Genomic DNA, 13,604 nt, shown 5'->3' on the forward strand with positions numbered 1-13,604 from the left:
CCCTGAGGTTCGCTCGTTTCACTCGCGCCCCGGAACGACGGATCAATCGACGCGCCGAAACCGCAGATACGCCGCCTTGCGGCCTTCGCGCTCGGCCTTGGCGCCGTAGCGCGTCATCGTGTAGTTCGGCCACGGCTCGAGCCAGTCGATCGCGCGCTCGGCGAGCCAGGCGAAATCGGGCGAGCGCATCAGATGCGCGAGCGTCCAGGCGCAGTAATCGTCGATGTCGCTGACGAAGCGGAATTCGCTGCCGGGCGGAAGCAGCCGCGTCATCGCCGCGACCGTTGCATCCTGCACGAAGCGCCGCTTCCAGTGCCGCCGCTTCGGCCAGGGATCGGGATGAATGAGGTCAATGCGCGTGAGCGAGCGCGCCGGCGCCCAGGCCAATAGCTCGGCGGCGTCGCCGGCGAACAGGCGGATGTTGCCGATATTCTGCGCCTCGATCTGGGTCAGGATCTTGGCCATCCCGTTGACGTAGGGCTCGCAGCCGATGAAGCCCGTCTTCGGAAACGCCTGCGCTTCCGCGATCAGATGCTCGCCGCCGCCGAAGCCGATCTCGAGCCTGACATTCTCGGTGCCGTCATCGAACAATTCGGTCAGCGACTCGGGCGCGGGCACCGCGATGTCGATCGAAAGATGCGGCAGCAGATTGTCGATCAGGTCGGCCTGGTGCGAACGCAGCCTGTGGCCCTTGCGCCGCCCGAAGAACGAGCCGCGCGAATGGGCCATCGCGCCGTCCTCCGGGGAATCGCGATCGCTGGTGTCGTTCGGAGCCGGTGTCATCGCAGCGTCTGATAGAGCCGGTAGAGCAGGCGCGCGCGCGGCTCGATCGAGGAGATGTAGAGCTGCTCGTAATGGGTGTGCGCGCCCTTGCCGTCGACGCCGAGGCCGTCGAGCGTTGCAGTATGCGGTGCGGTAAAGTTGCCGTCGGAGCCGCCGCCGGTGAACACATCGAGCAGCTCGAAGCCGAGTTCGGTGGCAAGCTCCCTGGCGTGTTCGTAGAGCGCGGCGCCGGCATTGCTCTTCTCATAGGGCGGGCGGTTCAATTCTCCGGTCACCTTCACACTGACGCCCTCGGTGCGCGAGGTGATGCCGAGGATCTTCGGCACCAGCTCGTCGGCGTCGGCCATGGACGGCACGCGCATGTCGACTTCCGCATAGGCCTCTTCGGCGATCACGTTCGGCTTGGTGCCGCCGCGGACCACGCCGACATTGACGGTGACGCCGCGCTTGAGATCGTTCATCGCCTCCAGCGTCTGGATCACGTTGCCGAGTTCCCGGATCGCGCTGCGGCCGTCTTCGGGGCGGGTGCCGGCATGCGCGGGCGCGCCCTTGATGTGCACGTCGAACCGCCCCACGCCCTTGCGCCCGGTGACGATCTTGCCGCCGTCGCGCGCCGGCTCGGTCACCAGCACGTATTTGGCCTTGCGTCCCTCGGCCTCGATCAGCGCGCGCGAGGTCGGGCTGCCGATTTCCTCGTCCGAGACGTAGAGCTGAGTGATGCCGAGCGGCGGGCGCGCGTCATCGGCGCAGATCTGCCGGAACGCGTGATAGGCGAGATAGGCGCCGCCCTTCATGTCGTAGATGCCCGGACCGAACGCGCTGTCGCCTTCGATCTTGAATGGTAACCGTTCGATGAATCCCATCGGATGAACTGTGTCGAGATGGCTCAGCACCAGGATGCCCGGCGCGTCCTGCCCCCAGGACGAGCGCGTGACCAAATGATCGCCGCAGCCGTCGCGCCCCGCAACGCGGTCGACGGTGGCCGGCAGGTCGCGATATTCAGCCGCGACGAGATCAGCCAGTTTGTTGACCTGGTCCGGCCGCTCGGTCGGAGATTCGATCTCGACCCAGCGGCGAATGCCGTCGAGGATCGCAGCGGTTTCGAACGGGTTGCTGGACATGCTGTTGTCGTCGCTCAGGAATCGCGTTGTCATTCAGCGCACGCCTTAACGTACGCCGGAATGACATATTCCAGATTTGACGATCCCTCAAACGGATAAGGCTGGATCAGGCCTGTTCGGCCGCCTCACGCGCCGCGATCTGCTCGACCAGTTCGACGATGCTGCGGCGGAGCTTGGCATCCGCTATCCGCGTGAACGCGCGGGTCAGGGCCAGGCCTTCGGCGGTTGCCAGAAAATCGGACACATAGGCGGGCGAGGAGCCCTCGCTGAAGCCGTCAGCGGTCTTGACGCCGCTCGGGCCGCCGTCGAACAGGAACGAGACCGGCACCTGCAGGATCTCGGAGATCTGCTGCAGCCGGCTCGCGCCGACACGGTTGGTGCCCTTCTCGTATTTCTGCACCTGCTGGAACGTCAGGCCTAACGCCTCGCCCAGTTTTTCCTGGCTCATGCCAAGCATGATGCGTCGCATTCGGACGCGGCTGCCGACATATTTGTCAACAGGATTGGGCGCTTTGGTGGACATCTCCAACTCTCCTAAGGGATTGCGCGCCCGGGGGGTGAGGCAAGTTGGACGTGGAGTATGCCTCAGGCGCCGGTGCCGTCAAATCCTGCAAGGAGGATCGGGACGAAATGCGGACAATTTGCGCAAAGGGGCTGACTTGGCTTGTGATTTCGCGTGGACCCGTACAATGCGAAGTGCACGGTCGATCTGTCAACTGGTGGAATCGCGCTGAGGTAAATTTCGACGTTTTTTCGGGTTCGGCGACAACCGGCGATATGCAGGATCAGGCTTTTCGCCTGACAAAACGTCTCCGCAATACGATTGCGAGGGCAACCAACACAATCACAGCCGCGGGGATGTTCCCGGCGCGCGCATAGATCGTCGGCGCGATCGCCGCCGGCAGTCCGGCATCGAGCACGCCTTCGGCGCCGAGCCCGAGTTGCGCGACGATTCGCCCGAGCGGGTCGATGACGGCCGAGATGCCCGTATTCGCGGCGCGCACCAGCGGCAGGCCTTCCTCGATCGAGCGCAGCCGGGCCTGCTGCAAATGCTGATAGGGGCCGGTCGAGATTCCGAACCAGCCGTCATTGGTGACGTTGACGATCCAGCCGGGACGATCGTCGCGGCTCACGACATTGCCGGGAAAGATCGCCTCGTAGCAGATCAAGGGCAGCGCGCGCGGCGCATTCGGAATGTCGAGCGTGCGGCGGATCGTGCCGGGAATGTAGCCGCCCTGCACCTTGGTGAGCTGCACCAGGCCGAGCTTCTCCATCCAGTCCTGGAACGGCAGATATTCTCCGAATGGCACAAGGTGCAGCTTGTCGTAGACCGCGAGCACGCTGCCGTCATGATCGATGACGTAGATGGAATTATAGGCGCGTGTGACGCGGACGTTCGGCGGCAGATCGGGCGCGCGCACCGAGCCTGTGATCAGCACGGTTCCCTTCGGCAAGAGGTCGGCGATCTCTGCCATCGCGTCGGCTTCCTTGGTCAGGAAGAACGGAAACGCGGATTCCGGCCAGATCAGGATGGTGGCATCGCTCACGCCGGTCGAATGCGGCCCGGAGGCGCGATCCGACAATGTGAGATATTTCTGCATCACCGCCGCCTTGGCGGAGTAGTTGAACTTGGCATCCTGCTGCAGATCGGGCTGCATGATGCGCAGCTTGACCCCGTTGACCATGCTGGTCGGCTGCTGCGATAGGCGGACCGCGCCGAACGCCAGCATGGCGGCGAGAACCAGCACCGCCGCCACCGGCGCGCGCCACGGCTTGCGGCCGCGCGAGGCGCCGTCGATCAGCACCGCCGGGCTTGCGAAGATCGCGACGGCCAGGAACGTCATGCCCCACAGCCCGATCAGCGATGCGGTTTGTGCCAGCGCCAGCGGCTCGGTCAGCGCGTAGCCGAACGCATTCCACGGAAAGCCGCTCAGCAGATGGCCGCGCAGCCATTCCGAAATCGTCAGGCTGACCGCCAGCGCCAGCACGCGCGAGGCGTCGCGCGGCCATATCAGCCTTGCCAGCGCGAAGCCGAACGCGGTGAACAGCGCGAGATAGGCGGGCAGGCCGAGCACTGCAAACGGTGTCAGCCAGGCGAAGGTGTCTGCATCGACGAAGAAGGCGTAGCCGATCCAGTACAGTCCCGGCACGAAATAGCCGAGGCCGAACCAGAAGCCGGACAGCGCTGCGGCGGGTACGCCGCGCCAGCGCCCGGCAGCGGCGCCGTCGATCAGCCACACCGCGATCGAAAAGGTCAGGAACAGCACCGGCCAAGCATTGAACGGCGCCATCGCCAGCGAAGACAGTGCGCCGGCTGCGAGCGCGAGCACCGCGCGCTTCCATCCCCAGGTCAAAATGATCGCAAGCCCGACCGAGCGGAGTTTGTCTGACAGCCTCACTGCGGACCGGCTCCCTCGCCAGGCGGCATGTTGTCATTCGCCTGCGGGTTTCCGGAGTCCGGTGCCTGCTCGCGGCGCCGCTCGCGTTCCTTGCGCGGCGCCGGTCGTTCCTTGCGCGTCGTGACCCGCACGCGCTTGACCCGCCGCGGATCGGCGTCGAGCACCTCGACCTCGTAATTGCCGGGACCAGAAATCACCTCGCCGCGCACCGGCAAGCGGCCAACGAACGAGACCAGATAGCCGCCCAGCGTCTCGACCTCCTCGCCCGCCTCGCCGGTCACGAAGTCTTCGCCGATCACCGAACGGACATCGTCGAGGCTGGCGCGCGCGTCGGCGATAAAGGAATTGTCCGGCTGGCGGACGATGGACGGCGGCTCGTCGGAATCGTGCTCGTCGTCGATCTCGCCGACGATCTGCTCGACAATGTCCTCGATCGACACCAGCCCGTCGGTGCCGCCATATTCGTCGACCACCAGCGCGAGATGGATGCGCGAGGCCTGCATCTGCGCCAGCAGGTCGATCGCGCGCATCGACGGCGGGATGTAGAGCAGCTTGCGGATGATATGGGCCTCGGCCAGCGGCAGCGCGAGATCGACGCTGCGTAGATCGAGCCCGGCGGGGAACGGCTTCTTGCGCTTGGTCTTGGTCGCATCGGTGACGCGCGCCTTCGCGGTCATGAAGGCGAGCAGGTCGCGGATGTGCACCATGCCCTCGGGATCGTCGAGGGTTTCGTTGTAGACGACGAGCCGCGAATGCGCCGCGCTCTCGAACAGGCTCATCAGTTCGCCGAGCGGGATGTCTCGCTTGACCGCGACGATGTCGGCGCGGTGCACCATGACGTCGGCGATCCGCCGCTCGTTCAGCGACAGGATGTTGCGCAGCATGGTGCGTTCGATCGCCGAGAAGCCGACATCGTCGGGCGTCGAGGCATCGAGCACCACCTGCAAATCGTCGCGCACCGAGCCGGCCTTCCAGCCGAACAGCGTGCGGATCGCGCGCACCAGCCAGCCCTCGGCGGCCGGACGCTGCACCTCGCCGTCGTGCACCACCGCGGGCAGGTTGCTCACGTTGCGCGGATTGTCGTGGGTCGGTTCGGAATCCGGCATGTCAGGCGATCCGATCCGCATAGGGGTCGGGAATGCCGAGCGAGGACAGGATCTCGCGCTCGAGCGCCTCCATGTCCTCGGCATCGTCGTCGTTCTCGTGGTCGTAACCGATCAGATGCAGGAAGCCATGCACCGCGAGGTGGCTCAAATGATGGTCGAACGGTTTCTGTTCCTCATCGGCTTCCCGCCGCGTCGTCTCATAGGCGATCGCGATGTCGCCGAGCATGCGCGGCGCATCGTCGGGTCCGCCGCCTTCCGGCTGCAGCGCCGGAAACGACAGCACGTTGGTCGGCTTGTCGATGCTGCGCCAATTGGCGTTGAGGGTGCGGATCCCGGCATCGTCGGTCAGCATCACCGCAAGCTCGGCATCCGCGACATCGGCATCGGCGATCGCGGCGGCAGCCTCGATGGCGCGATGGATCACCGCGTCGGCGTCGGGCTCGGCCTGCCAGCATTCGGCGGTGACGAGAACCTCGGTAGCAGGAAAAGCGGACACGTTCGTTTCAAAATCTGCGTTATGGCCGGAACCCGCATCGCGCGGGCTCGCGGCCGAAGCTATTGATCTCAAGATCTGGCGTTTGCCGGCTTTTGCGGCAATCCCTCATAGGCGGCCACGATGCGCGCCACCAATTCATGGCGGATGACGTCCTCGGCCTTGAAATGCACCTGCGCGATGCCTTCGATACCATCGAGCAGCTTCACGGCTTCCGTGAGCCCCGAAGCTTGGCCGTGCGGCAGGTCGACCTGCGACGGATCGCCGGTGACGATCATCCGGCTGTTCTCGCCGAGACGCGTCAGGAACATCTTCATCTGCATCGTCGTGGTGTTCTGCGCCTCGTCGAGGATGATGGCGGCATTGGTCAGGGTGCGGCCGCGCATGAAGGCGAGCGGCGCGATCTCGATCTCGTTGCCCTGCAGCGCGCGCTCGACGACGCGGGCGTCCATCAGATCGTACAGCGCATCGTAGATCGGGCGCAGATACGGATCGACCTTCTCCTTGAGGTCGCCGGGCAGGAAGCCGAGCCGCTCGCCGGCCTCGACCGCGGGCCGCGTCAGGATGATGCGATCGACCTCCTTGCGTTCGAACAGTTGCGCCGCGTGCGCAACCGCGAGCCAGGTCTTGCCGGTGCCGGCCGGGCCGATGCCGAACACCAGCTCATGCCGCTTCAGCGCACGGATGTAGGAATCCTGCGCCGCGGTGCGGGCGCGCACCGGACGCTTGCGCAGATTGATCGTTTCAAAGGTCGGCTTGGCCGTCTTGTTATCGAACTCGAACAGCGATCCCTGCGCGAGCACTGCGCGGATCGCGCCTTCGACTTCGCCCTGATCGAGATCGTGGCCGGCGACGGCCTGGGCATAGAGCGTTTCCAGCACACGGCGGGCCGCGTCGCAGCCGTCGCGCGAGCCTGCGATGGTGACGTGGTTGCCGCGGGAATCGACCACCACGCCGAGCCGCCGCTCGATCAGCGCCAGATTCTGTCCGTAGGGGCCGACCAGCGCGGATGCGGCGCGGTTGTCGTCGAAATCGATGACGACCTGAGTTTCAGGTGGCATTTGCATGTCGCGGTCAGGTTTGCGGCTGGGAGCGAGCGAAGACGAATCCGATGCGCTTTTGGGCAAGGATTTCAGGCTCCAATGGTCTGCGAAATGAGGCGCGGCGCTGCGGGCGTCGCAAGCTCGCCGATCAGGCTGTAGCGCTCGAGGCTGTCGATCCTCACGGAGCGGACCTGGCCGATGATGTCAGGCGATGCCATCACATGGGCGGGCTGCAGATAGGCGGTGCGGCCGACGATCTGGCCCGGATTGCGCGCGGCGCGCTCGAACAGCACATCGACAGTTGTGCCGATCGCAGCACCGTTGAAGGCCGATTGCTGGCTGTCGATCAATTCCTGAAGCCGCCCCAAGCGCTCGTCCATCTCGGCTGCTGACACCGTCTCCCGCATCTCCGCCGCCGGCGTGCCTGGCCGTGGCGAATACTTGAATGAATACGCCGCAGCGTACCCGATTTGCGTGACAAGCGCGAGGGTGGCGGAAAATTCTTCCCTCGTCTCGCCGGGGAAGCCCACGATAAAATCTGATGAAAAAGCAATGTCTTGCCGCGCCGCCCGGAACCGGTCGATGACCCGCCGGTAGTCATCGGCGGTATGTTTGCGGTTCATGGCGGCAAGGATCCGGTCCGCCCCCGATTGCACCGGCAGGTGCACGAACGGCATCAGCTGGGGCAGATCGCGATGCGCGGCGATCAAATCATCATCCACATCGCGCGGATGGCTGGTCGAATAGCGCAGTCGGGTGACGCCGGGAATCTCGGCGAGCCGTTGCAGCAATCTGCCGAGCGACCAGGTGCGGCCGTCGGGGCCTTCGCCATGATAGGCGTTGACGTTCTGTCCGATCAGCGTGAATTCGCGCACGCCATTGTCGGCGAGCTGCTTCACGTCGTCGATGATCCTGGCGACCGGCCGCGAGACTTCCGCGCCGCGCGTATAGGGCACCACGCAGAAGGTGCAGAACTTGTCGCAACCTTCCTGCACCGTGACAAAGGCGGAGATGCCGCGGGCGCGGATCGCATCGGGCTTCGGCTGCGGCAGGAAGCCGAACTTGTCCTCGACCGGGAATTCGGTCTCGAGCGCGCGGCCGTTTTCCTTGGCGCGCTTCAACAGCTCCGGCAGATGATGATAGCTCTGCGGCCCGACCACGATGTCGACGGTCGGCGCACGGTTGATAATCTCGGCGCCTTCGGCCTGCGCGACGCAGCCGGCGACGGCGATCTTCATCTCGCGGCCCGCCCGTGCAGCCTCATCCTTGGCGACGCGAAGCCGCCCGAGTTCGGAGTAGACCTTCTCCGACGCCTTCTCGCGGATATGGCAGGTGTTGAGGATCACGAGGTCGGCGTCTTCGGCGCTCGCGGTCTCGACAAAGCCCTCGCCGGCCAGCGTGTCCACCATGCGCTGCGCATCGTAGACGTTCATCTGGCACCCATAGGACTTGATGTGCAGCTTGCGCGGCGTCGTCATGGAACCCTGATTGCGAAAAGGAAACGGCGCCATCCGGGCGCCGGGGCTGAAATATAGCCTAAACCGGCGAAAATCCAGCGGTGCAACCCGGTCCCCACCCCGTCATTCCGGGATGGTCCGTAGGACCAGACCTCAGGTGCGCCCTTGCGCACCGGGGAATCTCGAGATTCCGGGTTCAATGCTGGCGCATTGCCCCGGAATGACGGTGGTTAGCGCTCACGCAATCGGGGTTTTGGCGCCAACCCGGGCGATCAAATCCGGCAATTGGCGCATATCGGCGAAGGTTACGGCCGCGCCGGCCCGGCGCAGCATGTCCTCATGTTCCGCCGTGCAATGGCTGCCGCCATAAAAACCGAGCACGGTCATCCCGGCGGCGCACCCGCCGGTGACGCCGGCCACGCTGTCCTCGATCACGACGCAGCGTTCCGGCCGTGCACCCATCTCTGTAGCCGCGAACAGAAACAGATCGGGCGCCGGCTTGCCGCGCTGGACCTGGGTGGCGGAGAAGATATGCGGCGCGAGCTGGTCGTAGAGCCCGGCACAGGTCAGGCCGTGATGGATCTTTTCCGGCGTGCCGCTCGACGCCACGCATTTCGGCAAGTCGAGCGCGGCGATGGCGTCGCCGACATGCGCGATGGCGCTGAGGTCGTCGGCATAGAAGCTCAGCGTCGCGTGCTTGACCTCGGCCTCGAAGCTATCGGGCAACGCGCGGCCGATCTCGCTTTCGACGATCCGCCGGGCCTCGCGGTCGGACACGCCGAGGAAACGCTTCAACACCCCGTCCGGCGTGATCGGAAAGCCGTGCCGCGTCAGCGTGTCGGCATGCGCGCGACACGAGATCACCTCGCTGTCGACCAGCACGCCGTCGCAATCGAAGATGACGAGATCGAAGTTCATGGTCTGGCGATGCGTGACGCGCGCCTACGGCTTGCTGTCGTCGTCGAGCGGCACGCAATAGAGTTCGAGCCGGTGATCGACCAGCTTGTAGCCGAGCTTGCGCGCGATCTCGGCCTGCAGCTTCTCGATCTCCTCGGAGGTGAACTCGATCACCTTACCGTCGCGCAGATTGATCAGATGGTCGTGATGGCTCTCGGGCATCTGCTCGTAGCGCGCGCGGCCTTCGCGGAAGTCGTGACGCTCGATGATCCCTGCATCCTCGAACAGCTTGACGGTACGATAGACCGTCGAGATCGAGATCTTGTCGTCGACCGCCACGCAGCGGCGGTAGAGTTCCTCGACGTCGGGATGGTCCATGGCCTCCGCCAGCACCCGTGCGATCACGCGGCGCTGTTCGGTCATGCGCATGCCGGTCGCGGCGCAGCGCGCCTCGATGCCGGTATTCTTTTGCGCTGGCGGGATTTTCACCGTGGTCATGGGGTTCAGGCCGTATTCTTCAAACCTTGGGTGGCAGAGCCGGGCGCTGTTCTGCCATCGCGCCGATGTTACGACAAGTCGCGCCGCATCAGAAGCGCGTTCAAATGTTCCCCGCCGGGCTGCTTGTAATAGCGTTCGCGGCGGCCGATCACGCCGAATCCGGCCCTTTCATAGAGCCGACGCGCCGGCGCATTGTTCTCTTCGACCTCGAGGAAGATGGTGCGGATGCCGCGGCCGGCAAGATGGCCGAGATGGGTCAGCAGCAGGTCGCGCGACAGGCCGCGCCCGCGCTGATCGGAATCGATCGCAATCGACAGGATTTCCGCTTCGTCCGCCGCCATCCGCGACACCGCAAAACCGATCACCTTGCGTCCCTGCCGCAGCCGATGCACCAGCGTGTTGCGCTCGGTCAGCATCGCTTCGAATTCGCCCTCGCCCCAGCCGCGATGAAACGACGCGCCGTGCAGTTGGGCGAGCCGCGCCGCATCACGCAGGGATGCGGGCTCGACCGCGGGCGTGCCGCCGCCCCACCATCGCGACAGCCAGCCGCTCATGTCGATGGCGGCGCGCTGATGACGAGGCGATCCTTCGGCGGCTTCGCATCGGGGGCGCGCAGATAGAACGGACGCGGCGGCGCCGTTTCGGGATCGACGGCGGCGCCAACCCAGGCGACCCAGGTGATGTCGGGCGCGGGTTGCCGGTCGATCTTCACCGGCGGCGTTGCGTCGGCGGGCCAGCGCTCGGCGAGGATATTTGCGGCGTTGCCGACCAGATGCAGTGCGCCGTATTGGGCGGCTTCGAGCGCTTCCGCGATCGGCGCCACCTTCGGCTTGAGCATCAAGCCGCCGTCGCCGCCGACCAGCTGGAAATAGACGTGATCGTGCCGCGCATCGATCGCCGACAAGATCGGATTCTCGCCATTCTCGGCAACCACGGGCGCAGCGTAAGCGGCGAGCGTCGACAGCCCGACGACCGGCTTCGACGCGGCCAGCGCAATGCCGCGCGCCGCCGAGAGGCCGACGCGCAGGCCGGTGAAACTGCCGGGGCCGGTGGTGACGGCGATGCGGTCAAGCCCGGCAAAGCCGATGCCGCTCTCTTTCATCACCCGCGCGATCAGCGGCATCAGCGCCTCGGCATGACCGCGCTGCATCGTCTGCGATTCGATCGCGATGGTGTTGCCGGAGGTGGTGTCGAGCACTGCCGCAGAGCAGGCGTCGAGCGCAGTATCGATCGCGAGAATCATCATGGGGCAAACGTCAGGGCGAACGGAAGGTCCGAACCATTTCCGATTCGCCGGCTCACTGTTCGTCCCCCCTCTCGGGCGGGCACAGCGCGCAGTGCCGTGCCCACCATCAACTGTGTCGTATCGAGGTGGGCTGCGCCTGGCGACCCACCCGGCGCAAATTACATCGGCCGGACTTCCTGCACGTCGGGCACGAAATGCCGGAGCAGGTTCTGGATGCCGTGCTGCAAGGTTGCGGTCGATGACGGGCAGCCGGCGCAGGAGCCCTTCATGTTGAGATAGACGATGCCGTCCTTGAAGCCGCGGAAGGTGATGTCGCCGCCGTCATTGGCGACCGCGGGACGCACCCGGGTCTCGATCAGATCCTTGATCTGCTCGACCGTCTCGGCGTCGGCCTCGTCGAAGAACTCGTCCGCCTCGTCGCTGATGTCGTCGCTACCAGTGGTGCCGTCGGCGAGCAGCGGCGCGCCGGACATGTAGTGCTCCATGATCGCGCCGAGGATCGCGGGCTTGAGGTGCTGCCAGTCGCCGTCCGCCTTGGTTACGGTGATGAAGTCGGCGCCGTAGAACACGCCGGTGACGCCTGATACGGCGAACAGCCGTTCGGCGAGCGGCGAGCGTGCGGCGGATTCGGCCGACGAGAATTCCATGGTCCCGCTGTCGAGCACCAGGCGGCCCGGGATGAATTTCAGGGTGGCGGGGTTGGGCGTAGCTTCGGTCTGAATGAACATTTGCTGTCTCCGGCGTCGCCGATTCAAGGCCGGCGCGTTGGGTTCCCCCATGAAATGGCAATTAAAAAGCCCGCGATCAAGCCGCAAAACCGCGGTTCCAGGCCCGTACCCATGCCCCTGGAGCGGTTTCGGGGCCGATAGCGCCTACGACAGGGCGTCGATCTCGGCGTCGGTCAGGCCGCCGGGCACGATGGTCACCGGGATCGGGAACGCGCCCACGGTCTTGGCCATGGTGGTGATGATCGGCCCGGGCCCCTCGGGGCCCGGATTGGCCGCCAGCACCAGCATCGCGATATCGACGTCCTTGTCGATCACGTCGAGGATCTGCTCGGTCGGGTCGCCCTCGCGAATCGCCCGCTCCGGGGTGATCGCGGCGATCCCGTTGGCGCGGCCGGCGGCGCGGTCGAGCGCCTCATTGGCGGCCTCCTCGGCCTCGGCGCGCATGATGTCGGCGACCCCGAGCCATTGCTGGTTCTGGTCCTCGGTCTCGATCACCCGCAGCATCACGACGCCGCCGCCGACCCGGATGGCCCATCGGCTGGCGTAGTACACCGCGCGGTCCCATTCAGCCGTGTCGTCAACGATGACGAGGCATTTCGGCTTGTGACCTGTCTCGTAGCTTCGTCGCTGGGTGGTCATGCATGTCCCGGTGCTGAACCAAACCAACCCATGCTGCCATACTCCCTCGCCGTTTGGGAGAGGGAGTGCACAGTTGCCGGCTTGCGTGTCAGCGCGGGCGGATGAAGCCGACGATGTCCTTGGTGATGCGCATGGTCTCGTCGGCGATGCCGCGGGCGCGGTTGGCGCCGTCGGCGAGGATCGAATCGACGTGGCCGGGGTCGGCGACCAGCTTCTTCATCTCGGAGGCGATCGGCGCCAGTTTTGCGACGCAAACCTCGACCAGCGCGTTCTTGAACGTCGAGAACTGGCCGCCGCCGAACTGGGTCAGCACCTCCTGCTTGGAGATGCCGGCGAGCGCGGCGTAGATGCCGACCAGATTGTCGGCTTCGGGACGCGTCTCCAGGCCCTTTTCCTCCGACGGCAGCGGCTCGGGATCGGTTTTCGCCCGGCGGATCTTCTGCGCGATGGTGTCGGCGTCGTCGGTGAGATTGATGCGCGAATTGTCCGACGCATCCGACTTCGACATCTTCTTGGTGCCGTCGCGCAGGCTCATCACCCGCGTTGCGGGGCCCGTGATCAACGGCTCGGGCTGCGGGAAGAACAGGCCGTCGGCAAAGCCATGACCGCGGATCGAATCGCCGAAATCATTGTTGAACTTCTGCGCGATGTCGCGGGACAGCTCCAGATGCTGCTTCTGGTCCTCGCCCACAGGCACATGGGTCGCGCGGTACAGCAGGATGTCGGCAGCCATCAGCACCGGATAGTCGTAGAGGCCGATGGAGGCGTTCTCGCGGTCCTTGCCGGCCTTCTCCTTGAACTGCGTCATGCGGTTCAGCCAGCCGATCCGCGCGACGCAGTTGAAGATCCAGGTCAGCTCGGCGTGGCCGGCAATCTGGCTCTGGTTGAACACTATATGCTTCTTGGCATCGATGCCCGCGGCGATGAAGGCCGCGGTGACCTCGCGGGTGTTGCGCGCGAGCTCGGCCGGGCCGCCCCAGACCTCGACGCCTTGGGTGATCGCGTGCATGTCGACGACGCAATAGATGCAGTTATGGGTCTGCTGCATCTTCACGAAGTTGACGATGGCGCCGAGGTAGTTGCCGAGGTGCAGATTGCCCGTCGGCTGGACGCCTGAGAAAACCCGTTCAACGAACGCCATGATGTTATTTCCCGGAAATAGCCGCTGCTAGAAGCGTTTTCGAGCGAAGTGGG

At 65.3% G+C, this 13,604-nt stretch carries 15 protein-coding genes; all 15 read right to left on the reverse strand.

What is annotated here, in order from left to right:
- Nucleotides 1-42: 42 nt before the first annotated feature.
- Entirely contained in the window at nucleotides 43-783 is a 741-nt protein-coding gene (locus tag QDT69_RS16340) for a tRNA (guanine(46)-N(7))-methyltransferase TrmB (protein WP_279707496.1), read from the reverse strand.
- Nucleotides 780-1,937, reverse strand: a complete 1,158-nt coding sequence (locus tag QDT69_RS16345) for a M20 family metallopeptidase (protein WP_279707497.1) — start codon at nucleotides 1,935-1,937, stop codon at nucleotides 780-782. The genes QDT69_RS16340 and QDT69_RS16345 overlap by 4 nt, the downstream gene beginning before the upstream one ends.
- 73 nt (nucleotides 1,938-2,010) lie before the next feature.
- Nucleotides 2,011-2,427 (reverse strand): helix-turn-helix transcriptional regulator, encoded by a 417-nt coding sequence (locus QDT69_RS16350; protein ID WP_050406199.1) that lies wholly within the window; start codon nucleotides 2,425-2,427, stop codon nucleotides 2,011-2,013.
- Between the two features lie 262 nt (nucleotides 2,428-2,689).
- A complete protein-coding gene (gene lnt, locus QDT69_RS16355; RefSeq protein WP_279707498.1) occupies nucleotides 2,690-4,303 on the reverse strand; it encodes an apolipoprotein N-acyltransferase in 1,614 nt (537 codons plus the stop codon).
- The gene (locus QDT69_RS16360) at nucleotides 4,300-5,409 is read right to left on the reverse strand and encodes a hemolysin family protein (RefSeq protein ID WP_279707499.1); all 1,110 of its coding nucleotides are present in this window, start codon (nucleotides 5,407-5,409) and stop codon (nucleotides 4,300-4,302) included. The genes lnt and QDT69_RS16360 overlap by 4 nt, the downstream gene beginning before the upstream one ends.
- 1 nt (nucleotide 5,410) lies before the next feature.
- On the reverse strand, nucleotides 5,411-5,905 hold the full coding sequence (ybeY, locus tag QDT69_RS16365) for an rRNA maturation RNase YbeY (RefSeq protein ID WP_279707500.1): 495 nt from the start codon (nucleotides 5,903-5,905) through the stop codon (nucleotides 5,411-5,413).
- Nucleotides 5,906-5,973: 68 nt separating this feature from the next.
- Complete coding sequence (locus QDT69_RS16370) at nucleotides 5,974-6,969, reverse strand: PhoH family protein (protein ID WP_279707501.1); 996 nt, start codon at nucleotides 6,967-6,969, stop codon at nucleotides 5,974-5,976.
- A 65-nt stretch (nucleotides 6,970-7,034) separates the two neighbouring features.
- Complete coding sequence (gene miaB / locus QDT69_RS16375) at nucleotides 7,035-8,423, reverse strand: tRNA (N6-isopentenyl adenosine(37)-C2)-methylthiotransferase MiaB (RefSeq protein WP_279707502.1); 1,389 nt, start codon at nucleotides 8,421-8,423, stop codon at nucleotides 7,035-7,037.
- 216 nt (nucleotides 8,424-8,639) lie between these two features.
- On the reverse strand, nucleotides 8,640-9,320 hold the full coding sequence (locus QDT69_RS16380) for an HAD family hydrolase (protein ID WP_279707503.1): 681 nt from the start codon (nucleotides 9,318-9,320) through the stop codon (nucleotides 8,640-8,642).
- Nucleotides 9,321-9,344: 24 nt separating this feature from the next.
- Nucleotides 9,345-9,797, reverse strand: coding sequence for a Fur family transcriptional regulator (locus tag QDT69_RS16385; protein ID WP_279707504.1), 453 nt, complete (start codon nucleotides 9,795-9,797; stop codon nucleotides 9,345-9,347).
- Between the two features lie 68 nt (nucleotides 9,798-9,865).
- The gene (gene rimI, locus QDT69_RS16390) at nucleotides 9,866-10,351 is read right to left on the reverse strand and encodes a ribosomal protein S18-alanine N-acetyltransferase (RefSeq protein WP_279707505.1); all 486 of its coding nucleotides are present in this window, start codon (nucleotides 10,349-10,351) and stop codon (nucleotides 9,866-9,868) included.
- Complete coding sequence (gene tsaB / locus QDT69_RS16395) at nucleotides 10,348-11,043, reverse strand: tRNA (adenosine(37)-N6)-threonylcarbamoyltransferase complex dimerization subunit type 1 TsaB (protein ID WP_279707506.1); 696 nt, start codon at nucleotides 11,041-11,043, stop codon at nucleotides 10,348-10,350. The genes rimI and tsaB overlap by 4 nt, the downstream gene beginning before the upstream one ends.
- Before the next feature lie 158 nt (nucleotides 11,044-11,201).
- Complete coding sequence (locus QDT69_RS16400; RefSeq protein WP_279707507.1) at nucleotides 11,202-11,771, reverse strand: NifU family protein; 570 nt, start codon at nucleotides 11,769-11,771, stop codon at nucleotides 11,202-11,204.
- A gap of 144 nt (nucleotides 11,772-11,915) precedes the next feature.
- Nucleotides 11,916-12,410 carry a universal stress protein gene (locus tag QDT69_RS16405; RefSeq protein ID WP_279707508.1) on the reverse strand — a complete coding sequence of 165 codons (495 nt, stop codon included), beginning with the start codon at nucleotides 12,408-12,410 and terminating at the stop codon, nucleotides 11,916-11,918.
- Between the two features lie 88 nt (nucleotides 12,411-12,498).
- Nucleotides 12,499-13,551, reverse strand: coding sequence for a tryptophan--tRNA ligase (gene trpS, locus QDT69_RS16410; RefSeq protein ID WP_279707509.1), 1,053 nt, complete (start codon nucleotides 13,549-13,551; stop codon nucleotides 12,499-12,501).
- Between the last annotated feature and the right edge of the window lie 53 nt (nucleotides 13,552-13,604).

The sequence above is a fragment of the Bradyrhizobium sp. CER78 genome (genome assembly GCF_029846235.1).
Classification (GTDB): domain Bacteria; phylum Pseudomonadota; class Alphaproteobacteria; order Rhizobiales; family Xanthobacteraceae; genus Bradyrhizobium.

Coding starts and splice junctions, on each gene's coding strand:
- QDT69_RS16405 (WP_279707508.1), bottom strand. CDS start 12,410: ATGACCACCCAGCGACGAAGCTACGAGACAGGTCACAAGCCGAAATGC.
- QDT69_RS16340 (WP_279707496.1), bottom strand. CDS start 783: ATGACACCGGCTCCGAACGACACCAGCGATCGCGATTCCCCGGAGGAC.
- tsaB (WP_279707506.1), bottom strand. CDS start 11,043: ATGATGATTCTCGCGATCGATACTGCGCTCGACGCCTGCTCTGCGGCA.
- QDT69_RS16360 (WP_279707499.1), bottom strand. CDS start 5,409: ATGCCGGATTCCGAACCGACCCACGACAATCCGCGCAACGTGAGCAAC.
- QDT69_RS16385 (WP_279707504.1), bottom strand. CDS start 9,797: ATGACCACGGTGAAAATCCCGCCAGCGCAAAAGAATACCGGCATCGAG.
- QDT69_RS16350 (WP_050406199.1), bottom strand. CDS start 2,427: ATGTCCACCAAAGCGCCCAATCCTGTTGACAAATATGTCGGCAGCCGC.
- QDT69_RS16400 (WP_279707507.1), bottom strand. CDS start 11,771: ATGTTCATTCAGACCGAAGCTACGCCCAACCCCGCCACCCTGAAATTC.
- QDT69_RS16380 (WP_279707503.1), bottom strand. CDS start 9,320: ATGAACTTCGATCTCGTCATCTTCGATTGCGACGGCGTGCTGGTCGAC.
- QDT69_RS16370 (WP_279707501.1), bottom strand. CDS start 6,969: ATGCAAATGCCACCTGAAACTCAGGTCGTCATCGATTTCGACGACAAC.
- rimI (WP_279707505.1), bottom strand. CDS start 10,351: ATGAGCGGCTGGCTGTCGCGATGGTGGGGCGGCGGCACGCCCGCGGTC.
- miaB (WP_279707502.1), bottom strand. CDS start 8,423: ATGACGACGCCGCGCAAGCTGCACATCAAGTCCTATGGGTGCCAGATG.
- QDT69_RS16345 (WP_279707497.1), bottom strand. CDS start 1,937: ATGACAACGCGATTCCTGAGCGACGACAACAGCATGTCCAGCAACCCG.
- trpS (WP_279707509.1), bottom strand. CDS start 13,551: ATGGCGTTCGTTGAACGGGTTTTCTCAGGCGTCCAGCCGACGGGCAAT.